Origin of the sequence: Persephonella marina EX-H1 (assembly GCF_000021565.1) — a bacterium.
GTDB classification, from domain to species: domain Bacteria; phylum Aquificota; class Aquificia; order Aquificales; family Hydrogenothermaceae; genus Persephonella; species Persephonella marina.
This window is the reverse complement of record NC_012440.1, coordinates 572,387-595,765: the sequence shown is the minus strand read 5'-3', so window position 1 is coordinate 595,765 and position 23,379 is coordinate 572,387. Positions and strand designations below refer to the sequence as shown.

Below are 23,379 nucleotides of genomic sequence, written 5' to 3'. Positions count from 1 at the left end.
TATGAAGAAGGTAGCTGTATTTATGGGAAGTAAATCAGATCTTGATATTATGGAAAGCTGTTTTGAGACATTAAAAAAATTTGATATTCCATTTGATGTTTATATCCTTTCAGCTCATAGAACACCTGATGAGGTTGCACAGGTATGTAAAACAGCTGAGGAGAATTATGGCGTCATAATAGCTGCAGCAGGATTTGCAGCACATCTGGCAGGAACGATCGCAGGAAAGGTAACAATACCTGTTATAGGAATACCTGTTGATAACTCATCATTTAAAGGTCTTGATTCTCTACTTTCAACAGTTATGATGCCTCCAGGTGTTCCTGTTGCAACGGTCACAACTGGAAAGGCTGGAGCTGTTAATGCTGCTGTTTTAGCAGCACAGATACTTTCCATAGGATATCCAGAAGTGAGAGATAAGCTCAGAGAGTACAAGGTCCAGATGAGAGAAAAAGTTTTAAAGGCAAATGAAGAGGCAAAAGCTTACAGCTATGAAGGTTAAGATCTTATTTTTTCTCTGTTTTCTGGCTATCATAACCTTATCTGAGGGTAAAGAGGTATGGAAACCTCCGAAGGAGTTTGTTAAGGCGAAGGTTTTAAGGGTTATTGATGGGGATACTGTTGTTGTCTCAATCCCTGAAGTGAAGTTTAACAACAGAAAAAAACTGAAAAATCTAAGGTTTACAGTCAGATTAATAGGTATAGACACACCTGAAAGCAGACCCAACAGAAGATCAAAGATACAGTCTGAGCACACAAAAAAAGATATTAAAACTATAATTCAGCTTGGTAAAAAGGCTAAGGAGTTTACACAGAGTGTTTTAAGAAAAAAAGGTAAAAAAAGATTGTTCAGAACTGTATTCCTTGAGTTTGATGTACAGCCCCAGGACAGGTATGGAAGACTGTTGGCATACGTATGGCTTCCTGACGGAAAGATGTTGAATGAGATTATAATATGTTCAGGGTACGCATACCCTCTGACAATCCCTCCCAATGTTAAGTACAAAGACAGATTTCTAAAATGTTTTAGAGAAGCAAGGGAAAAACAGAGAGGACTGTGGAAAAAATAGGTTAGAGAGAGGTTAGATGGCGGAGAAAAAGAAAAAAGATATAAAAGAGTTTGCGAAAACGATAATATTTATTGTTGTTGTTGTATCTATAATAAGGGTTTTCTTTGCACAGGCTTTTAATATACCATCAGGATCAATGAAACCTACACTTCTTGTAGGTGATTTTATACTTGTTAACAAACTGGTTTACGGGGACTGGACTATAGGTATTCCCTTTACAAATATTGATTTTTACACATACAAAAACCGTATAGTAAAGCCTGATAGAGGAGATATTATCGTTTTCAAGTACCCTGAAAATCCTGATATAGACTTTATAAAAAGGATAATAGCTCTCCCTGGAGATATAGTTGAGGTTAAAAACGATACTGTATACCTGAATGGTGAACCTTTAAAGAGGGAAGAGGCAGGTGAGTTCAGGGAGCCAAATGCGAGGGCAAAGATGTATTACGAGTACATCCCGAGATCAGATGGGAAACTACATAAATACACAGTTATGGAGATATTTGATGGTGAGGGTAAGGATTTTGGACCTGTAGAGGTACCGGAAGGTTATTACTTCGTTATGGGAGATAACAGGGACAACAGTAGGGACAGCAGGTTCTGGGGCTTTGTTCCAGATGATTTTATAATAGGTCAGGCATTTGTAATCTATTTTTCCTTTGATCCTCAAAAACCGGCTATCAGATTTGACAGGATCGGTAAGGTGATCTGGTAAGCTTGAATAAAAATCTTTGAACTTCTAAATTTATATGAAAACAGGAGGCAGGAATTGGGATCTATTCTGATAAAAAACGGTTTTATAGTGGATCCGAAGCAGAATATAAAGAAAGAGCTGGACATACTTATAGAAAACGGTGTTATAAAAAAGATAGATAAAGATATTCAGCCCTTTCCTGGATGTGAGATCATAGATGCAACAAACTGTATAGTATCCCCATCATTTGTTGATATACATGTTCATTTTAGAGATCCTGGACAGACATATAAGGAAGATCTTTATACAGGATCTTTATCAGCTGTAGCAGGTGGATACACAACCGTTGTATGTATGCCAAACACTATACCTGCTTTAGATGAGCCTTCTCTTGTGAGATACATTGTTGAAAAAGGTGAAGAGATAGGTCTATGCAGAGTGCTTCCGGCAGCTGCCATAACAAAAGGTCGTGAAGGGAAAAAGCTAACAGAGATGTCCCTTCTAAAAGAGGCTGGAGCTGTTTATTTCACCGATGATGGTGCACCTGTTATGGACGCACACGTGATGAGAAAGGCGATGGAGTTCGCAGGATCAATAGGAAGTTTTGTTGCTGATCACTGTGAGGATCTTAACCTTTCACAGGATGGCGTTGCACATGAAGGTGAGATATCTGCAGCTTTAGGACTCCCTCCACTTCCACCTGAAGCTGAAGACACAATGGTCGCAAGGGATTGTGTTCTATCACTTCATACAGGTATGCCCGTCCATATATGTCACGTTTCAACAAAGGTTGCCGTTGAGGTTATAACATGGGCTAAGGCTATGGGAGCTCCTGTTACAGCGGAGGTTACACCTCACCACTTATACCTTACAGATGAGGAATGGCTTGATTTTGACTGTAAGGCAAAGGTATCACCACCACTAAGGGAACATGAAGATATAGAGGCATTAAGATGGGCTTTAGCATCAGGTATCATAGATTTTGTTGCAACAGACCACGCACCACACGCCCATCAGGAAAAGATGCTTGAACATCAGCACTGTCCACCAGGTATGATAGGGTTACAGTTCTCTCTCCCAATAATACTTGAGCTTGTAAGAAAGGATTATTTTGATATATTTAGAGCAATTGAGGTTTTATCTACAAAACCTGCTGAGAGAATAGGTATAGATCCTCCCCAGATAAAGGAAGGTGTTAAAGCAGAACTTACAGTGTTTGATCCTACAGAGAGCTGGGAAGTTACAGAGGAGGTTATAAAATCTAAGAGCAAGAACACCCCATTGATAGGCAGAAAGCTTATAGGAAAGGTAAAGTATACATTTTATAACGGAAAGATCGTTTTTAAGGATTAACAGATGGGTAAGTTAATATCTGAAGTAGAGATACTGAAGCTTCTTAAAGAGGTTTATGATCCAGAAATACCACTTGATATTGTAAATCTTGGACTTGTGAGGAGAATAATAATTGATGACGGTAAGATAGAGATCGTTTTAACCCTCACAACACCAAACTGTCCCCTTGAAGATCTCATAACAAGATCAATAATCAACAAGCTGAGCAAAAGGCTGGATGGAATGACAGAGGTAAGTATAAGGTTTGATTTCTCAAAGCCCTGGAACACAAAAATGATATCAGAAGAAGGAAAGGAAAAACTGAGAAGCCTTGGCTGGAAGGTTTAGGACAAAAACGGAAAAAAATGCAACAGATAAAGGAATTGTCAGATTATCATCTAAGAACCATCTCCTATCAGAACTTAAAAGTTCTATAAAAGCTGTAAAGACTGTAACTGAGAGAGCATTAAAAGGATCTAATAAAAACAGAAGCGCTATAAAATTCGGTATAAACCCACCTATAACCCCCTCAACACTCTTTTTGGTTCCAAGTATCTTATGCTTCCCAAATAGAATACCTGTTATAGTTGCAAAACCATCATAAACAGCAACAGATACGATTGAGATCTTAAGTATCTCCTCACTGAAAAAAAGAGACACAATCAGCAGTCCTACAGACAGGGAAAAAGCCTGACGGGCAGGCATTATTCTTATATTTCTTTCCCTCTCAACAAGATCAATAATCTTCCAGTACCAATCTGTAAATATATTCCTTATCCTGAAATAAGAGATTGGTATAAGAGATAACAGCATTACAGCCATTATAATGGATACAGAGTACTTACCAAAAATCTCAACAGGGATTATCATGGACAGCGTGGATACTATATGGAATACCTTTCTGTATATCTCCTTTTTTACTTCCATAGCATACCTTATCTTTATTTACTAAACATTATAAAAGATAAATATATATAATTATTTAGATAATTAAAAAAACTGGAGGATGGACTTGGCAGAAACAAAACTTATAGCACCTTCTATACTCTCAGCGGACTTTTCAAAGCTCGGTGAGGAGATAAGGAAAGTGGAAAAAGGCGGAGCAGATATAATACACCTTGATGTTATGGATGGGAGGTATGTTCCAAATATAACTATAGGTCCTCCTGTGATAGAGAGCTTAAGATCTATAACAGATCTGCCATTTGATGCACACCTTATGATTGTTGAACCTGAGAGGTATGTCCCGGATTTTATAAAAGCAGGATGTGATATGATCTCATTCCATATGGATGCATGTATCCATTCACACAGACTTGTTGATTATATAAAGTCTCAGAATGTTAAAGCAGGCGTTGTTCTTAACCCTTCAACACCTGTTAACACACTTGAGGAGATAATTTATTATATAGACTATGTACTGATAATGTCTGTAAATCCAGGTTTTGGTGGTCAGAAATTTATACCTGAGACATTAAACAAGGTTAAAAAACTGAAAAAGCTCATGGAAGAAACAGGAAGGACGGATATATTAATTGAGATTGACGGTGGTATAAATATTAACAATATAGGTGATGTTTCCTCTGCTGGAGTTAATATATTTGTAGCTGGAAGTTCCATTTTCAAAGCTGAAGATCCAGCAGAGATGGTAAGAAAGCTTAAAGAAAAAGCTTTATATATAGAGGTTTAGTTATGACATACGAGATAAGAACATGGCCTGATAAGATACTTAAGCAGAAGATGAAAGAGGTTGATTTTTTCTCAGATGGGAAGCTAAAAGAGTATGTTGATGTGATGTTCAAAAAGATGTATGAGCTTGATGGTGTTGGACTTGCAGCGAACCAGATAGGCATTCCTTACAGGATTATCGTTATAGATACAACAGTACGTGAGGAAGAAGGTGAAAAAGGTGTTAAACTTGTTCTAATAAATCCTCAGATCGTTGAAAAAGAAGGTGAGATTGAGTCAACCGAGGGATGCCTCAGTTTTCCAGGTGTTCAGATAACAATACCAAGGGCTGAAAGGGTAAAGGTAAAGGCAAAGGATATAAACGGAAATGATATAGAGATTGAGGGAAAGGATTTTCTCTCTGTTGTTCTTCAGCATGAGATAGACCATATAAACGGTATACCTTTTATAAACTATCTCCCGCCTGTTAAGAAAAGAATGGTACTTGAGAAGTATATGAAAAGCAGAAAAAAAGAGGCTTTAAAAGCAAGATAAAAAGGAGAGTATATGTTTCCTGATCTGATAAAGATAGGTGATTTTGTTATTCATACCTACGGACTTCTTGTTGCGTTAGGTATGATAGCTTCATTCTATACAGCCACATACTTTGGGAAAAAAGAAGGACTTAATGTAAAAAATGTGGAAAATCTCTTTCTTTTCACTGTTTTAGGTGGTCTTGTTGGGGCAAGGATAGCCTATATACTGGAACATCCGGATGAGTTCAGATCACTTATTGATTATATAGCTGTATGGAAAGGTGGTATTGACTGGTTTGGTGCATTCATAGGTGGAGCGATAGTTCTTTACCTTCTTCTGAAAAAATACTCAATCCCTGTGCTTAAAGCTGCAGATATAGCTGGAATATCTGTGGTACTTGGTCACGGTATAGGAAGGCTTGGATGCACAGCAGCAGGATGCTGTTACGGAAAGCCTGTTCCTGAAGACTCTATCTTCAGATCTATAGGGATAACATTCCCAGATCATCCTCACACAGCTGCACCACATGGATTTCCACTTTATCCGACACAGCCGGCAGAGGCTTTAGGAAACTTCCTTATATTTGGAGTACTTTTTTATATTTATAGAAAAAAATCCTTTGATGGACAGATATTCTCAATCTACCTGATACTTTACGGGATTGAGAGGTTTCTCCTTGAGTTCTGGAGAGGTGTAACACCACCTCTGCCTGTTATAGGTCTTACATGGAATCAGATAGTGACAGCAGGAATGGTTGTAGCAGGGGTTGTTATTCTCCTATACGGACTTAAAAGGAAAAAAAGATGAAGCTTTACAGACTTTTCAACAGAAAGGTCTTCCATATACAGCCTGATCTTGAAAGGATAAAAAAGGCGCTGGAAGAGATAGGAGAACCTCAAAAAGAATTTCCTTCTATACTTATATCAGGAACTAACGGTAAAGGATCAACAGCTGTATACCTGGAATCTCTTTTAAGGTATCACGGCCTTAAAACCGGCCTTTTTACATCACCTCACATAATGGAAGAGAATGAAAGATGGCAGGTGAACAGGAAAAGTATAGAAGTTGATAAGCTTGATAGATATATTAAAGAGATAGAGGATCTTATAAAAAGGTACGATCTTACATACTTTGAGGCTTCAGCTGTTATAGCATTCAGATACTTTTTAGATGAGAATGTTGATATAGCCGTTCTTGAGGTCGGTCTTGGTGGGAGATGGGATGCAACAAATGTCGTTTACCCGGAGATCTCAGTTATAACAAATGTATCACTTGATCATACAGATCTTCTTGGAAACAGTCTTATGGAGATAGCAAGGGAAAAGCTCGGGATAACAAGGAAAGACAGACCTGTTGTTATAGGAACTGACCAGATGGAGATAATATCACAGGCTGTGATGAAAGGTATAAAGGAGATATACCACTACCCTATAGGCTTTACATACCAGATAAAAGATAGAAGTATGGATTACATATTTAAGGGTAAAGAGATCAGGGATATCAGAACATCAATCTTAGGCGACAGACAGCTCTCAAATGCTGCAACAGCTCTAACAGCATTTTTACTTTACTCTGAAAGAAAAGGTATAAAAGTGGATGATGAAAAAGTGAAAAAAGCTATCTCAGGGAGTTTTATCCCTGGAAGGATGCAGATATTAAAGGAAGAGCCACCTGTTATAGTGGATGGGGCTCACAACTTAGATGCTGTCTCAAAAACGGTAGAAGAGGTAAAAAGATTATATCCAGGCAGAAAGATAATAACAGTTTTCAGCTGTATGAAAGATAAGGATTATAAGAGTATTATTCATATAATAAGATCCTCATCAGACAGGGTTATAGCAACAAAGTTACCTTTTTCACGTTCTATAACAGAAGATGAGATATCACAGTTTAAAGATATAGATTTTATACCGGATATAGATGGAGCTTTAAAGAAGGCTATAGAAGAAGCCGACAGTAAATCTGTTGTTCTAATAACAGGATCACTTTATCTTGCAGGGGAGATCCTGAAAAAAATAAAGTAAAAGAAGGTGGGCATGGACGGGATACTTCTGGTTGATAAACCTGAAAATATAACATCAAATCATCTTGTTCAGAAGATAAAAAAGCATTTTAAACAGATAACCGGAAAAGAGATAAAGGTTGGTCATACCGGGACGCTTGATTATTTCGCATCAGGTCTTATGGTCATAACAGTTGGGAAAGCAACAAGACTTACAGAGTACTTTCAGGGACTTGATAAGGAGTACATAGCAACAGGAGAGCTCGGGAAGATAACAGATACATACGACAGGCAGGGTAGAGTGATAGAAGAGAAGGAGTGTAAAATAGACGAAGACCAGTTGAAGGATATCATACTTTCATTTAAAAAAAGATACCTCCAGACCCCTCCCCCCTATTCATCAAAAAGGATTGAAGGTAAAAGGGCATACCAGCTAGCAAAGAAAGGCATTCAGGTGAAGTTAAAGCCAAAGGAGGTTACAATTTACAGCATTCAGATATTAAAAATTGAGATGCCCTTTTTCACAATAAAAGTTCACTGCAGTTCAGGAACGTACATAAGAAGTCTTGTAAAAGAGATAGGTGATAAAGCAGGATGTGGGGCATATGTAAAAAGCCTGAGGAGAACTAAGGTTGGCATTTTTAGTGTTGAAAACGCTATTAAATTAGAAGAACTTCTAAGGATGACAGAACAGGATATAGAAAGTAGATTAATAGATATAAAAGATGCTTTATATTTTTTTACAGAGATTTTATTAGATCCTGTTTTTGACGAAAGATTTATAAAAGGGCAGAGATTTAAGGTTCCTTACAGTATTAAAGGTTTAGTTAAAGTACTTGATAAAAATAAGAGATTTCTTGGTATCGGGGAGATTAAAGAAAACCAGATCCTACAGCCAGTTAAAGTTTTTATTTAACTGGAGGGTTGATGGAGTTAGACAGTGACATTATGGAAAATCATCTAAACGGTATAGCTTTTTTTACTGAAGGTGGAGACTATCTGTTCTCAAATGAGATGTTTAAAAGATTTCTGCAAAAAGAAGAGAATCATCTGAAGGGTAAGAATATAGTAGAAATATTTAAAGACATTATATTTGATAGATTAAAAAGGTCATTTGAAAAAAACAGATATTTTGCACAGAAGATAAAAATAAACGATAAGAACTTTGCTGTTTTTGTTTTTCCGGTAATAGATAAACTAAAAAACAGGCTTCTTGTGTTCCTTGTTGAGGCAACACAGAAGGACATACAGGAGATGAGAGAGTTGCTTAACACACTGATAGAAAAATCACCGGCAGGAAGCTTCATATACAGGGAGACATTTATATTCTCAAACAGAACATTCCAGGAGATAACAGGTTTTTCTGAAGAGGAGCTGAAAAAGATAAGACCGTGGGAGATAGTTCATCCAAAATTCAGAGAGGATGTTATAAAAACGATAAATGATAGACTGTCAGGAAAGATGATGGACAAGCATTACGACCTTCTGACAATAATATCAAAAGACGGGAAAGAAAAGCATCTTGAACTTATTACAACAACGATAAAATATCAGGGAAAGTATGCAGGGATGGGTGTCTGCGTTGACAGGACGGAAAAGGTTGAGCTTGAAAAAAGGCTGAACTATCTTTACAGCCATGATGAGCTTACAGGACTTCCTAACAGAAAAAAGTTTATAGAAAATCTCAAAAAAGCCCTTGATTATGCAAGGAAAAATAACCATCTCGTTGCAGTTATCCTTATTGACATAAAGGACTTTAAGATAATAAACAAACAGTATGGGTATGAAACAGGTGACAAGGTTCTTATATCAATATCAAAAAAACTTGAAGAGTTAATGACAGATGTTGATTCTGTAGCAAGGGTAGGTGATGACAAGTTTGGTATCTTACTTTACGCATTCAGAAGTTTTGAGAAGCTGACAGGAAAGATAGAGGATGTTTTCAACTCTGTTGAGGGTGAGTACAGCATAAACGGTTTTAAGATATTCGTTGAGATAAAGATGGGTGTGTCCGTATTTCCCAAAGATGGTGTTTATCCTGATGATCTTTATAAAAATGCAGAGATAGCATTACTTAAGGCCAAAAGAACACCTGGCAAAAGCTTTGAGTTTTTCTCAAAGAATATATACTCCGAGATAACAAGGATACTAAACCTTAAGGAGAAGATAAGAAAGGTTATAGAGGAAAACAATATTCTGATTTACTACCAGCCAATAATAAACCTGAAAACAGGTGAGATTGACAGTCTTGAAGCACTTTTCAGGCTTAATGATGGTAACGAAACAGTAATTCTTCCTAAAGACATAATACCTGTTGCTGAAGAGACGGGACTGATTGTGGAACTTGGCGAGAGAATACTTAACTCTGTTCTAAAATTCTCAAAAAAAGTACCCCAGAATATAAAACTGTCTGTTAACATATCATCTATACAGCTGAACAAGCCTATGTTTGACAGAGACTTTCTATTATCGTTGGAGAACTCAGATATACCTCCAGACAGGATAGTTATAGAGCTAACAGAAACGGCGATTATGGACAGTGTATCAGAAAATATTACAAAACTCAGAAATCTGAAGGAAAAAGGGATAAAGATAGCCATAGATGATTTTGGAACAGGTTACTCATCATTGAACTACCTGAAGATACTTCCTGTTGATTTCCTAAAGATAGACAGATCATTTGTAAAAGGTATTGGCAGAGATAGAAATGATGAGATGATAGTGAAAACGATCATATCAATGGCAAAAAGTATGAATCTTAAAACGATAGCTGAGGGTGTTGAGACTGAAGAACAGCTTAGATTTCTCATAGAAAACGGATGTGACTACGGACAGGGTTACTACTTTGGGAAACCCGTTCCAGAGGATAAAATAATGGAAGTTATAGATTAATACTTCTCCATCAGTTTATAATATTTATAAAAAATACGGAGAAGAGGTTTGAAAAACTTAATATCTGTAAATAATATTGAACTGAAGGATTTTGAAGGTATATATAAACTGTTCAGAGATTACAAGGAAAAATATAAAAACGGGGAAACAAAGTTTACAGACCTTAGAGGATACTCAATACTCCTCCCATTTTTTGAAAGCTCAACAAGAACAAGAACATCATTTGAACTTGCAGGCAAGATATTAGGAGCCGATACGATAAATATATCAGGATCTTCAAGCTCTGTAAAAAAAGGGGAAACACTTTACGACACAATAAAAACCCTTGAGGCTATGAATGCAGACTTTATAGTTTTAAGACATTATATGTCAGGCGCTGCACATATCGTAGCAAACAAAGTAAAATCCAGAGTTATAAATGCAGGGGACGGAACACATGAGCATCCTTCACAGGCTCTTTTAGATGCCTTTACCATTCTTGAAAAGAAAGGGAAGATAGAAGGACTGAAGATTGTAATAGTTGGGGATATACTTCACAGCAGGGTGGCAAGATCAGACATAAAGCTTTTAAAGATGTTAGGTGCAGAAATAACGATATGCGGCCCACAGACCATGCTTCCGAGACATCTTGAGGTTTTTGAGGTTGACTACGTCACAACAGATGTTAATGAGGCATTGAAGGGGAAAGATGTGGCTATATTCCTGAGGATACAGCTTGAAAGACAGAAAAAGGTGTTCTTCTCAACATTAAACGAGTACTCAATAAGGTATGGGCTTAATCAGGAAAGGGTTAACCTTCTCAAAGAGGATGCCGTCATAATGCATCCAGGTCCTGTAAACAGAGGTATTGAGATGCAGAGTGAACTTGTGTATGGGGATAGAAGTCTTATACTGGATCAGGTGGAAAACGGTCTTTTCACAAGAATGGCTATATACAGATATCTACTACAGAACTAAACAACAATAAAATCCCTGTACTGCACCCATTCTTGAATAAAAAATCAAACAATGTTATATTTTTTACCTAATATATTGGAGGAATAACCGTTGAAAAGGGATTTTTTAAATATCTCAGACCTTAACAGAGATGAGATATTCCAGATAATAGAGTACGCAGTAAAACTAAAAAAAGGTGAGATAAAAGATCAGACATTAAAGGGAAAGTCTATAGGTCTTATATTTATGAAACCTTCAACAAGAACAAGGCTCTCCTTTGAGGTAGGTGTCTACCAGATGGGTGGACAGCCTATATACATTCAGGGATCCTCAACACAGATGAGCAGAGGTGAGGACATAAAAGATACCGGAAGGGTTATGTCAAGATACCTTGACGGTATAGTTATAAGAACGTACTCTCACAGCGAGGTTGAGGAGCTATCAAGATATTTTGATAAACCTGTTATAAATGCCCTTACAGACTATCTCCATCCCTGTCAGATACTTGCCGATCTCCAGACGATATACGAGAGACTTGGGAAGATTGAAGGTATAAAGGTTGCGTTTGTTGGAGATGGGAACAATGTTGCAAACACATGGCTTATAGCTGGAGGTCTTGTAGGTTTTAATGTTTCTGTTGCGACGCCTGAAGGGTATGAGCCATCAGGAAAGGCCGTTTATGAAGCTTTCAAGCTCTCTGAGAAGTCTGGAGCAGAGATTCAGATAACAAACGATCCTGTTGAGGCTGTAAAGGAGGCTGATGTTGTTTACACAGATGTCTGGGTTAGTATGGGTCAGGAAGGAGAGAAAGAGAAAAAAGAGCTCTTCAAAGGTTTCACAGTAAACAGTGATCTTTTATCACACGCATCCAAGAATGTTATTGTTATGCACTGCTTACCTGCACACAAAGGTGAGGAGATAACCGAGGATATATTTGAGAAGTATTCGGATGTTATCTTTGATGAAGCTGAAAACAGACTTCATGCACAGAAAGCATTAATGAGCTTACTATTCAAATAAAAGGAGGTTTGTAATGGCGCAGGAGAAGAGAAAAAGACAGAAGAAGGTATATAGAAGACACGACAGAAATCCGATGCCCATGCTTCCACCTGATGTAAGGGCAAAAACATTTAAAGAGTTCACATTTGGATATGGGCATACAGTTGCCAAGGACGAGGCTTTCAGATGCCTTCTATGTAACAGACCTACATGTGTTGAGTCATGTCCTGTAGAAAATGATATGCCTAAATGGATTGAAGCTATACAGCAGAACAGGGTTTTTGATGCATATAAAATACTGAGACAGACATCTCCTTTCAGTTCGGTATGTGGTAGGGTCTGTCCTGTAGACAGACTTTGTGAAAGTACATGTGTTCTCACATTTAAAGACAACGGTCTTTCAGTTGCTATAGGAGCCCTTGAGAGATTTGTTGCTGACAGTGTGAGAACATCTGGAATAGAATGGGTAGATGAGAAAGAACCACCAACAGGTAAAAAAGTTGCTGTAATAGGGGCTGGTCCTGCAGGTCTTGCTGCAGCTTACTTCCTTGCGAGAAAAGGGCACAGTGTAACAATATTTGAGGCTCTCCCTTATACAGGTGGTGTTATGAGATACGGCATACCTGAGCCAAGACTTACAAGGGAAGCCCTTGATTATGAGATAGAACTTATAAAGAAGCTTGGTGTTGAGATAAAAACCGGTGTGATAATTGGTGAGGATATCACCATAAATGATCTCAGAAGGGATTACGACGCTATATTCATAGGTGTCGGTTCAGGTAGAGGAAAGAAGATGGGAATCCCTGGAGAGGATCTGAAAGGTGTTTACACAGCTATAGGATTTTTAATGAAGGTAAATACTGGTGAGGTTCATCCGTTACTCGCGCCAGACGAGGATGTTGAGATACCAAAAGGTAAAAGAGTGGCTGTTATAGGTGGTGGATTTACAGCTGTTGACTGTGCGATAGTCTCAATAAGACTTGGAAATGAAACACATGTTGTTTACAGAAGAACAAGAGATACATCCTCTGCAAGGGACGAAGAATGGGATCACCTCGCTGAGGAAGGCTGTCACCTTCACTGGTTAACACAGCCTGTTGAGGTTATAGGAAACGAGAAAGGTGAGGTTGTGGGTCTAAAATGTATAAAGATGGAGCTTGTTCCTGATGAAAAAGGAGGAAGACCAAGACCAAAACCTATTGAAGGATCAGAACATACAATAGAGTGTGATGTTGTTATTATGGCTGTTGGACAGGGAGACAACCCTACGGCCTATAAAAATGTTGAAGGACTTGCCATTGATAAATGGAATAACCTCTCAACTGTTGATAAAAGATACAGAACGAATATTGAGGGGATATTTGCAGGTGGTGATGTAGTTAACGGTGGTGATACAGTTGTTACAGCAATAAGACATGGAAGAGATGCTGCTGACGCAATACATGAGTACCTGATGACTGGTAAGTGGGAATACGAAAAGGAAAACTAAAGATAAAGGGGCTTTAAAGCCCCTTTTTTTATTGCCATAATGATCTACAGTCTCTATCTTTTAATATTAAATGTACTATTACAAAGAGGGCGGTATGAGATTTGAGGATTTTCTAAAACATCCGGACACTATGTTCATCCTTGATAAAGAGTCAAAAAAGGTTCTGTTATCACTCGAGGGTCTCCCAAAGGATCATGAAAGGTTTATACATTCAATGAGTCTGATAAACTACAATATAGCCCTTTTAGAAGCAGAGGGGTGGAAATTTATATCAGGGAAGTACGATATAATCCCAATTGATTTCTGTAGCGCTTCAAGTGAAAAATACTCCATATTCTTTGATGATAAGTACACAGTCCTCGTTAAAACATCTGATAAACTGAAAGATCTTTATAAGAAGATAAAAGAAACGCCACTTGATAAACTTATCCTTGAAGAGAGTGTGGAAGCTGCAGGCTCTGTCTCTGAGTACGGGGACATTATTGATTATAAAGGCGATTTTACAGATGAGGAGATAAAGATTTTTGACAGTATTGTCAACACAAACGATATTCTCTTTAAACTCCAGGCTGATATGCTCTCTGTAGTCTCAGGGTTGATATGGTATCCGCTCTTAGGATGGTTCATAAAAGGAAAGGAACATACATTGTGTTCATCCCTTGGAAAATGGGCTGTTATAAAGAGTGAGAGCTTCAGGGAGTACATAAGATAAAAAGGGGAGAAATCCCCTAAGGTGTAATCCTTATGAGACATTCATCAGGGTTAACCTGATCCCCTTCCCTTACATAAACCTCTTCAACGGTACCATCTATAGGTGAGTGTATCTCATTTTCCATCTTCATAGCTTCAACAACCAGGAGGACATCTCCCTTCTTCACACTGTCTCCTGGAGATACCTTCACAGAAACAACCTTACCTGGCATTGGTGAGCTTACATCTCCCATATCCTTTGCCTTAGGCCTCTTTCCAGCAGGAACACCTCCCTCAGGTAAGGTTTCCATCCTCTCGCCAACCTCAATCTCCCTTATAGGCTGGACAATAGTCTCTTCAAGTCTTCCGTCTACCCTCACAAAATAAGGTGTTCCACCTTCAACTGGACTTCCAACACCTGCGATCTGTATATGGTAGACCTCACCGTGGAGGGTGATATTAAACTCTATAGGAGCTTTTGTCACACACGCTTCCTCTTCTGTTATCTCTTCCACCTCTGGCGGTAAAGCCTCTCCTTTTTCATACTTCTCTCTCCACTCAAAGAACTCCTTGGCAACCTGAGGGAAAAGACAGTAAGAGAGTATATCTTCCTCACTTCTTGCTCCCACTTTCTGTGCTTCTTCACTGCATTTATCAAGCTCTGGCTCAAGTAGATCAGCAGGTCTTACCTGTATTGGCTCCTCGCCATCTATAATCTTCTCTATTATCTCTGGTTTTATTGGAGCAGGTGGTCTTCCGTAAAGCCCTTTCACATAATCCCTTGTTTCCTTAGTCACTACCTTGTATCTTTCACCCTGAAGAACATTTAAAAGAGCCTGTGTGCCAACAATCTGACTTGTAGGTGTCACAAGTGGAGGATATCCAAGATCTTCCCTTACCTTTGCAACCTCTTTCTTAACATCCTCAAGTTTATCAAGGGCGTCATTCTCTTTAAGCTGATTTATAAAGTTTGACATCATACCACCAGGTATCTGATGTATTAAGACCTGTGAATCTGGCCATTTCTCCGCTGTGTCGTACTTCTTGTACTTCTTTCTTACCTCTTTCAGGTATTCTGCAACCTCCTCTATTATAGAGAGATCTATCTTTGTCTCATAACCAAACTCTTTAAGAACATAAACCATCGTTTCATTTGCAGGATGGGCTGTAAGCCATGACCACGTTGAGACGTCGGTATCAATAATATCACAGCCAGCCTCAACAGCCTTTAGGCAGGTCATCTCTGCCATCCCTGACGTTGTCTGAGCATGAAGGTGAACAGGAAGCTTTACTTCCTCTTTAAGTCTTCCAACAAGCTCATATGCTATCTTTGGTGAAAGTATGCCGGCCTGATCCTTAATTGATATTATGTCAACACCAAGATCTCTTAGCTGCTTTGCTATACCTACAAAGTAATCAACAGTATGGACAGGGCTTATTGTGTATGAAAGAACACCCTTTACTATCTTTCCCTCTTCCTTGGCTACAGATATGGCAACCTCCATATTTCTCACATCATTTAAAGCATCAAATATCCTGAAAACATCTATACCGTTCTCTGCAGCTTTTCTAACAAAAGCCTCTACAACATCATCAGGGTAATGTCTGTAACCTACTATATTCTGCCCCCTTAAAAGCATCTCAAGTTTTGTGTTTGGGGCAGCTTCTTTGAACTTTCTCAGTCTTTCCCAGGGATCTTCCTTAAGGTATCTGAGACATACATCAAATGTTGCTCCACCCCATACCTCAAGTGACCAGAAACCTGCCTTATCAAGTTTTTCAGCAGCAGGCAGTAAATCCTCAGTTCTTACCCTTGTTGCAAGCAAGCTCTGCTGTCCATCTCTAAGTGTAACATCTGTAAACTCTATAACTCTTCCCATTCTGTTTCTCCCTAAATAATTGTTACCCTCAAAAGATTTCATATATTATACAATATTTTGGAAATATGAAAATTAAGGGTTTTTAATTGATTCTCATTTACGGTAAGGGAAAAACAGGTAAAGGGGTTGAAAGGCTTTTAAAGAAAAAGAGTATACCCTATAAAATAACGGATGATACAGATTTCAACACAGACCTACTTGAGAATACTGATCTTATAGTTGTATCTCCTGGAATCCCTTTTTTTCACAGGATTTATAAAGAAGCAAGAATAAGAAAGATACCTGTTGTAGGGGAGATAGAGTTTTCTTACAGATTTTTTGATGGAAGTGTAATAGCTGTTACTGGTACAGATGGAAAATCAACAACATCAAAACTTATACACCATATAATAGGGGAAGAAAAAGCTGATATAGGTGGTAATTACGGTACTCCTTTCAGTGATATAGTTTCAGAAGGGAAAGATACAGTTGTTTTAGAGCTTTCTTCCTTCCAGATTTACTCAACAGAGATGTTCAGGCCTGATATCGCTGTATTCCTAAATTTTTATCCTGATCATCTTGACTGGCATAAGAAGCTTTTACATTACAGACTTTCAAAGTACAGACTTTTCAGGAATATGAAAGAGGAAGATCCTGCCGTTCTGAATTTTGATGATCAGGTTGTAAGAAACACCCCAAAAAAAGGAAAAAGGTACTATTTCTCACTGTCACCTCTCCCTGACAATCTTGAAGGGGCGTACTATGATGGTTCGGAAATAGTTTTAAAAATAAACGGCTTTAAATTCAAGTTCGGACTATCTGATATCCATCTAAAAGGTATCCATAACATTCAGAATATTATGGCATCAGTTGTAACAGCATACATTTACGGCATTGATCCTGAAACGATAGAGGAGAGATTAAAGAGCTTCAAACCTCTACCTCACAGAATGGAGTATGTGGGGAGTATAAATGGTGTTGATTTTTACAACGACTCTAAAGCAACAACAGTCCAGGCTGTCAAGAAGGCTGTCCAGAGTTTTGATGGGAAAAGAGTGATACTTATAACAGGTGGTATAAACAAAGGTGGCGATTTCTCAGATCTCAGGGATGAGCTTTTAAACTCAGTAAAGGAAGTTTTTATCATAGGGAGGGACAGGAAAAGTATCTACAGTATGATAAAGGATTATGTTAAGGCTGAGATCAAGGAAAGTTTAGAAGATGCTGTTAACACCGCATTTAAAAAAGCCGAAAAAGGAGATGTGATACTTCTATCTCCCGGCTGTGCAAGTTTTGATATGTTCAAAAACTACCAGGAAAGGGGGGAAATATTTAAAAGTATAGTAAGGAAATTAAAGGATGGTTAGGGATTTTTATTTTGACAGGATACTTCTCCTGTGTTTCATAATTCTTTTTATATACGGTATAGTTTTTGTTTTCAGTGCAACATCAGTCCCTTCACTTATAAACAATAAAGATCCTTATCTCTATCTAAAAAAAGAGATACTGTGGGTATTTATAGGCTTCTCAGTTATGGTAGCTTCATACCTTACACCTGTAAACTTCTGGAAGAAGATCTCATATCCAGCTGTTATTATCAGCATAGTACTTCTTGTAATGGTTCTCATATTTCCTGCAGAGATAAAGGGAACATCCGTTAAACGATGGTTAGATTTAGGTTTTTTTAAGTTTCAGCCTTCAGAGCTGGCAAAGATATCAACAGTTCTATTCCTTGCAAACTTTATCCACAGGAAGGAAAAGTATCTTAAAAGCTGGGAGGCTATAATATCTGCAATTACTGTTCCTGCTTTAATCTCGGCTCTTATACTTGTTGAACCTCATAAAGGTGCTGCATTTTTTATACTTATACTCACATTTCTGATAATGTTTTCTGCCAACTTTGACTGGAAAAAACTTGTAATATTCCCGGTAGTTGCAGTACCTGTTTTCCTGTATATATTTTTCTCATCCGAATACGCATACAAAAGAATACTGGCTCTGATCGATCCTATGGGATATAAGGAACAGTTCAGCTATCAGGTTTTCCAGTCTATACTTGCGTTCTCTAAAGGTGGTTTAACAGGTGAAGGGATTGGAGCTGGAACTCAGAAGCTCAGATATCTTCCTGAGATACATACAGACTATATATACGCCCTTATAGGAGAGGAGACTGGATTCTTAGGAGCTTCATTTCTTGTGATAATATTCCTTGTTATACTCCTGAAGGGTATAAATATAAGTATAAAGCTTGAGGACAGATTTTCTCAGGTTCTTGGAGTTGGCTTGACATTTCTGATAGTCATTCAGGCATTTTTCCATTTTGCAGTTAATACAAGCCTTCTTCCACCAACAGGCTTTACCCTTCCATTTGTAAGTTATGGGGGGACCTCACTGTTTGTTATGTCCCTTTCTGCAGGGATACTGTTAAGATTATCAAAAGAACCTGTTAAAACAGCTTTCCACAGGAGACTGCATTGAAAGGTAAGGTTTTTATAGCAGGAGGCGGAACAGGAGGACATTTCTATCCTGCAGTCTCGGTTGCAGAAAAGTTAAAAGAAAATGGATACAGTGTGTACTACTTTGGGACAGAAAACGGTATAGAGGGGAAGAAAAAGTTTCCAGCGGAAAAAGTGTTTCTTTATGACATAAAAGGGGTAAGGGGAAGATCTTTCAAAGGTAAGATAGTCTCATCACTCAAGCTTTTAAAAACAGCTCTAAGCATAAGAAGTATTATAAAAAGGGAAGATCCTGAATTTGTTATAACATTTGGCGGGTATGCATCCCTGCCACTTGGGTTATCAGCATTACTGACAGGTAAGGATCTTTACATACACGAACAGAACTCCGTTCCTTCCTACACGAACCTTTTACTATCAAAGTTTGCAAAAAAGGTATTCATAACATTTGACCACTCAAGAAGGTATTTCCCGGCAGAAAAAACTGTTCTTACAGGTTTTCCGCTGAGAAAGGATATTATTGAAGATAAAGAGCTTGGGAAAGAGAGAGCAAGGGATATTTTAGGTGTAGACAGTGAAAGAAAAACAGTCCTTGTTTTTGGGGGAAGTCAGGGAGCAAAAAAACTTACAGAAACAGCCCTTAAAGTGGCTGGGAGAATGAAGGATGTTCAGTTTATAATTATTGCAGGAAAAGGGTATACAGATACAAGTAATAATGAGAATGTAAAGATATACAGGTATTACGACAGGATGGGAGTTTTATACTCTGCTGCTGATCTAGTGGTATCAAGGGCAGGAGCTGGAAGTGTCTGGGAGATAGTATACTACGGGAAACCTGCTATCTTTGTTCCATATCCTTACGCAGCATCAGATCATCAGTTTTATAATGTAAGATGGCTTGAAGAGAAAGGTGAGGCTGAGATTATAAGGGATGATCAGTTAGATGATGAGCTATTATACAAAAAAATTAGAGAATATCTGGACAAAAACAGTCAGGGAAATATAAAAAAGTATAGTATTATTGATACAGCAGAAAAAATTTTAAAAGAGATAGAGAATGATAGATTATGAAGAGAATGTTGACCTGTCGAAGCTGTGTACTATAAGAATCGGTGGAACAGCTAAAAGGGTTTACTTTCCAAAAAGTGTTGAAGATATTATACAGCTTTTGAAGATATCACAGGACAGCGGAAAAAAGATAATTCCCCTTGGTGTGGGGAGTAACACAGTTTTCAGGGACGGCATTCTTGATCATCTGTTTGTATCAACATCAAAACTCAAAAGGTATGAGATAGAAAGATCTGAAGATCACGCCGTAATAACAGCTGAAGCGGGTGTCAGTTTTAAAACACTGGTGAGTTTGGTTAAAAGATACAATCTTGAAGGGTTTGAGAATCTATCGGGAATACCAGCTTCGGTAGGTGGTGCTGTCGCTATGAATGCTGGAGCATTTGGATCTGAGATATTTGATATTGTTGAACAGGTTGAATGGATAGACAGTGAGGGAAAACTTACTGTCTCATCTAAAGATGAGATAGATTACGGGTACAGATACACCCAGTTTCAGAAAGAGGGCTTTATATACAGAGTAAAGATAAAGCTAAGAAAATCAAAAAGGAATATACCACAGATCATAAAGGAACATCTTAAGGAGAGAAATATAAAACAGCCCCTTGATCTTCCAACATCAGGATCCACCTTTAAAAATCCTGACGGTATATCTGCAGGTTATCTACTTGATAAAGCTGGACTTAAAGGATTCAGAGTGGGGGATGTTGGTTTTTCAGAAAAGCATGCAAACTTTACAGTAAATTACGGTCATGGAAGTTACGATCAGTTAAAGAAACTGCTGGAAACTGCCGAAAAGTTAGTGGGAGAATATTTTGGAATAAAACTTGAGAAGGAAATCAGGATTGTTGAATAAGCTCAAAATAGCACTCTTATATGGAGGGTCTTCTTCTGAAAGAGAGATTTCCATAAAATCTGGAAAAGCTGTAGAAAATGCCTTAAAAAAACTTGGTTTTCAGTACAGTGTTTTTGATCCTGCGGAAGGAAAGGATTTTATAAAAAAGATAACCGATTACAATCCAGATCTTGCATTTATCGCCCTTCATGGGAAGATAGGAGAGGACGGTACAATTCAGGGTGTACTGGAGTTCCTAGGTATAAAATACACAGGATCCGATCTCAAAACAAGTGCAATCTGTATGGACAAATCACTCACAAAAGATATACTGAAAGCTGAAGGGATAACAGTCCCTGAAGGCTACACAATCCAGAATTTAGATCAGATAAATGATCTGAGATTAGGATATCCTGTCGTTGTAAAACCAAACAGCGAAGGATCATCAATAGGAGTTAAAATCGTAGAAAATGAGGATCAGCTTGGGAAAGCTGTTGGAGAGATATTAAAGATAGACAGTAAGGTTATTATTGAGAGATTTATCAAAGGTAGAGAGATAACGGTAGGAATTTTAAATGGAGAGCCTCTTGATATTATAGAGATTAAAGTAAAAGAAGGTTTTTACGATTACTATAACAAGTACATTTCTCAGGAGACTGAATATATATGTCCGGCAGAGATAGAATCTTCACTTTACAGAAAGATACAGAACACAGCACTGAAAATATACAACATTCTGGGATGTAAAGGTGTAGCAAGGGTTGACTTTATACTTGATAAAGATAAACCTTATTTTTTAGAAGTGAATACGATTCCCGGTCTTACAGACCACAGCCTCATACCAAAAGCAGCTGCTGTAAAGGGCATAAATTTTGAAAGTTTGATTTTAAAAATTATTGAAGGTGCTTTAAATGAAGACGGGTAGGATAAAGATCTTTATTCTTTCAGTATGGATTTTGATCTGTGCACTTTTCGGATATTTCTCACCAACAATCCCTGTAGTAAAAGAGATATTTTCTGTTAAAAAAGTAACAGTTCTTGGAACGGATAAATTTAAAAAAGAGGATATAAAAAGAATTTTTGAGAAGGAAAACTGGTTTTTCCTTAACAAAGAAAAGGTAAGGGAGGAGCTTTTAAAGTACAACTTTGTAAAAGAGGTACAGATAAACAGGCTTTTTGTAGGGAGCGTTGATCTCGTAATACTTGAGAGAAAACCTTTTGCTGTCATCTACCACAGAGGAAAAAAACAGGTCATTGACGAAGATGGAATTCCTATAGATATGAGGTACTACAGGGATGTAAATATATCCCATCTGCCTAAAGTAATATATAATGATAATAGTATCCGTTCTGAAAAATTGAGGAAGATAAAAAAGATAAATGAGAATTTCAGTAAAATATTTAAGGTTAAGAAGTATATAGTTAATAAAAGTCAGATAAGCTGCGTGCTTGAGAATGACAAAACGGTTGTTTTCAGTACTGAAGATTTAGATAAAAGTATAAGAAGGGGTAAGATCTTTTTTAAAAATAGAGATATCAATGAGTTTTCCTATATAAATCTGAGTTTTGAATCAATGATTGTTGTAAGGAGATAGGTAATGAGTAAAGATAGAATGGTTGTAGCACTGGATATAGGAACTTCAAAGATTACTATACTTGTTGGTGAGATAGATGACGTTGGCGATCTTCATATAGTTGCCTTTGGGGAATCAAAATCAAAAGGGATAGAGAAGGGGATAATAAATAAACCTTCAGATGCTATAAGATCAATAAAAGAAGCGATTGATATGGCAGAATCAACTGCAGGATCAAAGATAACAAGTGTAATAGCAAATGTTGGTGGATACCATCTTGAGTGCAGAAACGATTCTGAAAAAACAGACTTTGGTATGTCCCAGAAAACGATAACACAGCATGATATAGATGATCTTATAGAAAAAGTAGCATCAAAACTCCCAAGGGAAAATTATGAGATCATACATATAATACCCAAAAAATACATACTTGATGAAGAGGATGAGATTATAGATCCTGTAGGTCTTGTGGGATCTAAAATAGAAGGAAAATTTCATATAATCCTGGATAAGATAAATGCATACACAAACCTTAAAAAAGTGATAGAGTCTTCAGGTGTCAGGGTTGCAAACTTTGTTGCAAATCCCGTTGCATCTGCTTCAGCTGTTTTATATCCTGAAGAGAAGGATATGGGTATTGTAGTTCTTGACATAGGTGCAGGAACAACAGATATGGCTGTTTACAGGGAAGGAAGTATTGATCATATAAGATCATTTCCTGTAGGTGGTAATCAGGTAACCATGGATATAGCCCACAGATTTAAGGTATCAAAGGAGGAAGCTGAGAACCTAAAAATTGAGTATGGTGGTGCTATCGCTGATCTTTCTGAAAATCACGTTATAGAGGTCTTCCCTAGAGGAAGTGAAGAACCGATCCAGATTGAGCAGTTTGAACTTGTAGACACAATAGAAGCAAGGCTGAGTGAGATATTTGAGATAGTCAAAAATGAACTTGAAGAAACAGGTTTTATAAATAAAATAAATGGTGGTATAGTATTAACAGGTGGAGTTTCAAACACACCTGACATAAAGGAACTTGCTGAGAACATTATAGGCATGGATGTGAGAATAGGAAAACCTAAGGATTACAAAGGCTTCAGCGATAAGATAGCTTTTCCCCAGTACGCTACAGCGATAGGTATGCTTCTTTTCACAAAAAGTAACTCACAGGGACACAGTCTGACTCCATCTGAAACAAGTTCCGAGATAGACATTTTTGGTATGTTTAAATCATTTGTTGAAAAGTTAAAGAACCTTTTTTAGGTTTTCAGGAGG

24 protein-coding genes are annotated in these 23,379 nt (G+C 37.7%); 22 read left to right on the top strand and 2 right to left on the bottom strand.

Features of this window, described 5'->3' with window-relative positions:
• The first annotated feature begins 1 nt into the window (after position 1).
• From purE to PERMA_RS03175, 5 genes are read left to right on the top strand one after another with little or no spacing between them, the layout of a single operon-like run.
• Positions 2–502, top strand: coding sequence for a 5-(carboxyamino)imidazole ribonucleotide mutase (gene purE / locus PERMA_RS03195; protein WP_012675493.1), 501 nt, complete (start codon positions 2–4; stop codon positions 500–502).
• The gene (locus tag PERMA_RS03190) at positions 468–1,070 is read left to right on the top strand and encodes a thermonuclease family protein (protein WP_238527228.1); all 603 of its coding nucleotides are present in this window, start codon (positions 468–470) and stop codon (positions 1,068–1,070) included. Before purE ends, PERMA_RS03190 begins: the two co-directional genes overlap by 35 nt.
• 16 nt (positions 1,071–1,086) lie before the next feature.
• Positions 1,087–1,788 (top strand): signal peptidase I, encoded by a 702-nt coding sequence (gene lepB / locus PERMA_RS03185; RefSeq protein ID WP_012676567.1) that lies wholly within the window; start codon positions 1,087–1,089, stop codon positions 1,786–1,788.
• A 54-nt stretch (positions 1,789–1,842) separates the two neighbouring features.
• Positions 1,843–3,120: a dihydroorotase gene (locus PERMA_RS03180; RefSeq protein ID WP_012676792.1), complete on the top strand. Its 1,278-nt coding sequence runs from the start codon at positions 1,843–1,845 to the stop codon at positions 3,118–3,120.
• Positions 3,121–3,123: 3 nt separating this feature from the next.
• Entirely contained in the window at positions 3,124–3,447 is a 324-nt protein-coding gene (locus tag PERMA_RS03175) for a metal-sulfur cluster assembly factor (RefSeq protein WP_012676502.1), read from the top strand.
• Here PERMA_RS03175 and PERMA_RS03170 read toward each other — a convergent pair.
• The gene (locus PERMA_RS03170; protein ID WP_012675865.1) at positions 3,400–4,026 is read right to left on the bottom strand and encodes a diacylglycerol/polyprenol kinase family protein; all 627 of its coding nucleotides are present in this window, start codon (positions 4,024–4,026) and stop codon (positions 3,400–3,402) included. The two genes, PERMA_RS03175 and PERMA_RS03170, sit on opposite strands and share 48 nt — an antisense overlap.
• 85 nt (positions 4,027–4,111) lie before the next feature.
• On the opposite strand from PERMA_RS03170, the gene rpe reads away from it, so the two are divergent.
• From rpe to PERMA_RS03120, 10 genes are all read left to right on the top strand, one after another.
• Positions 4,112–4,789, top strand: coding sequence for a ribulose-phosphate 3-epimerase (rpe, locus tag PERMA_RS03165; protein ID WP_012675297.1), 678 nt, complete (start codon positions 4,112–4,114; stop codon positions 4,787–4,789).
• A 2-nt stretch (positions 4,790–4,791) separates the two neighbouring features.
• Positions 4,792–5,322, top strand: a complete 531-nt coding sequence (gene def, locus PERMA_RS03160) for a peptide deformylase (RefSeq protein WP_015898865.1) — start codon at positions 4,792–4,794, stop codon at positions 5,320–5,322.
• A gap of 12 nt (positions 5,323–5,334) precedes the next feature.
• Entirely contained in the window at positions 5,335–6,111 is a 777-nt protein-coding gene (lgt, locus tag PERMA_RS03155; RefSeq protein WP_012676089.1) for a prolipoprotein diacylglyceryl transferase, read from the top strand.
• Positions 6,108–7,328: a bifunctional folylpolyglutamate synthase/dihydrofolate synthase gene (locus PERMA_RS03150; protein ID WP_012676711.1), complete on the top strand. Its 1,221-nt coding sequence runs from the start codon at positions 6,108–6,110 to the stop codon at positions 7,326–7,328. Before lgt ends, PERMA_RS03150 begins: the two co-directional genes overlap by 4 nt.
• Positions 7,329–7,340: 12 nt before the next feature.
• The gene (truB, locus tag PERMA_RS03145) at positions 7,341–8,222 is read left to right on the top strand and encodes a tRNA pseudouridine(55) synthase TruB (RefSeq protein ID WP_012675844.1); all 882 of its coding nucleotides are present in this window, start codon (positions 7,341–7,343) and stop codon (positions 8,220–8,222) included.
• An 11-nt stretch (positions 8,223–8,233) separates the two neighbouring features.
• Positions 8,234–10,198 (top strand): EAL domain-containing protein, encoded by a 1,965-nt coding sequence (locus PERMA_RS03140; RefSeq protein ID WP_012675572.1) that lies wholly within the window; start codon positions 8,234–8,236, stop codon positions 10,196–10,198.
• Positions 10,199–10,246: 48 nt separating this feature from the next.
• Positions 10,247–11,155 carry an aspartate carbamoyltransferase catalytic subunit gene (locus tag PERMA_RS03135; protein ID WP_012676077.1) on the top strand — a complete coding sequence of 303 codons (909 nt, stop codon included), beginning with the start codon at positions 10,247–10,249 and terminating at the stop codon, positions 11,153–11,155.
• 90 nt (positions 11,156–11,245) lie between these two features.
• A complete protein-coding gene (gene argF / locus PERMA_RS03130; protein WP_012676271.1) occupies positions 11,246–12,154 on the top strand; it encodes an ornithine carbamoyltransferase in 909 nt (302 codons plus the stop codon).
• Between the two features lie 13 nt (positions 12,155–12,167).
• Entirely contained in the window at positions 12,168–13,622 is a 1,455-nt protein-coding gene (gene gltA, locus PERMA_RS03125) for an NADPH-dependent glutamate synthase (protein WP_012675377.1), read from the top strand.
• 94 nt (positions 13,623–13,716) lie between these two features.
• The gene (locus PERMA_RS03120; protein WP_012676970.1) at positions 13,717–14,334 is read left to right on the top strand and encodes a DUF2173 family protein; all 618 of its coding nucleotides are present in this window, start codon (positions 13,717–13,719) and stop codon (positions 14,332–14,334) included.
• Positions 14,335–14,350: 16 nt separating this feature from the next.
• On the opposite strand, the gene oadA is transcribed toward PERMA_RS03120, so the two are convergent.
• Positions 14,351–16,192, bottom strand: coding sequence for a sodium-extruding oxaloacetate decarboxylase subunit alpha (gene oadA, locus PERMA_RS03115; RefSeq protein ID WP_012676096.1), 1,842 nt, complete (start codon positions 16,190–16,192; stop codon positions 14,351–14,353).
• An 86-nt stretch (positions 16,193–16,278) separates the two neighbouring features.
• On the opposite strand from oadA, the gene murD reads away from it, so the two are divergent.
• The 7 genes from murD to ftsA are packed head-to-tail and all read left to right on the top strand — an operon-like array spanning position 16,279 to position 23,367.
• Positions 16,279–17,538: a UDP-N-acetylmuramoyl-L-alanine--D-glutamate ligase gene (murD, locus tag PERMA_RS03110; RefSeq protein ID WP_012676696.1), complete on the top strand. Its 1,260-nt coding sequence runs from the start codon at positions 16,279–16,281 to the stop codon at positions 17,536–17,538.
• The gene (locus tag PERMA_RS03105; RefSeq protein ID WP_012675872.1) at positions 17,531–18,649 is read left to right on the top strand and encodes an FtsW/RodA/SpoVE family cell cycle protein; all 1,119 of its coding nucleotides are present in this window, start codon (positions 17,531–17,533) and stop codon (positions 18,647–18,649) included. Before murD ends, PERMA_RS03105 begins: the two co-directional genes overlap by 8 nt.
• The gene (gene murG, locus PERMA_RS03100; protein WP_012675517.1) at positions 18,646–19,698 is read left to right on the top strand and encodes an undecaprenyldiphospho-muramoylpentapeptide beta-N-acetylglucosaminyltransferase; all 1,053 of its coding nucleotides are present in this window, start codon (positions 18,646–18,648) and stop codon (positions 19,696–19,698) included. Before PERMA_RS03105 ends, murG begins: the two co-directional genes overlap by 4 nt.
• The gene (murB, locus tag PERMA_RS03095; protein ID WP_012676617.1) at positions 19,685–20,551 is read left to right on the top strand and encodes a UDP-N-acetylmuramate dehydrogenase; all 867 of its coding nucleotides are present in this window, start codon (positions 19,685–19,687) and stop codon (positions 20,549–20,551) included. Before murG ends, murB begins: the two co-directional genes overlap by 14 nt.
• A complete protein-coding gene (locus tag PERMA_RS03090) occupies positions 20,544–21,455 on the top strand; it encodes a D-alanine--D-alanine ligase (RefSeq protein WP_012675276.1) in 912 nt (303 codons plus the stop codon). Before murB ends, PERMA_RS03090 begins: the two co-directional genes overlap by 8 nt.
• Entirely contained in the window at positions 21,442–22,125 is a 684-nt protein-coding gene (locus tag PERMA_RS03085) for a cell division protein FtsQ/DivIB (protein WP_012676392.1), read from the top strand. The genes PERMA_RS03090 and PERMA_RS03085 overlap by 14 nt, the downstream gene beginning before the upstream one ends.
• Positions 22,126–22,128: 3 nt before the next feature.
• Positions 22,129–23,367 (top strand): cell division protein FtsA, encoded by a 1,239-nt coding sequence (gene ftsA / locus PERMA_RS03080; RefSeq protein WP_012676580.1) that lies wholly within the window; start codon positions 22,129–22,131, stop codon positions 23,365–23,367.
• Positions 23,368–23,379: the final 12 nt, after the last annotated feature.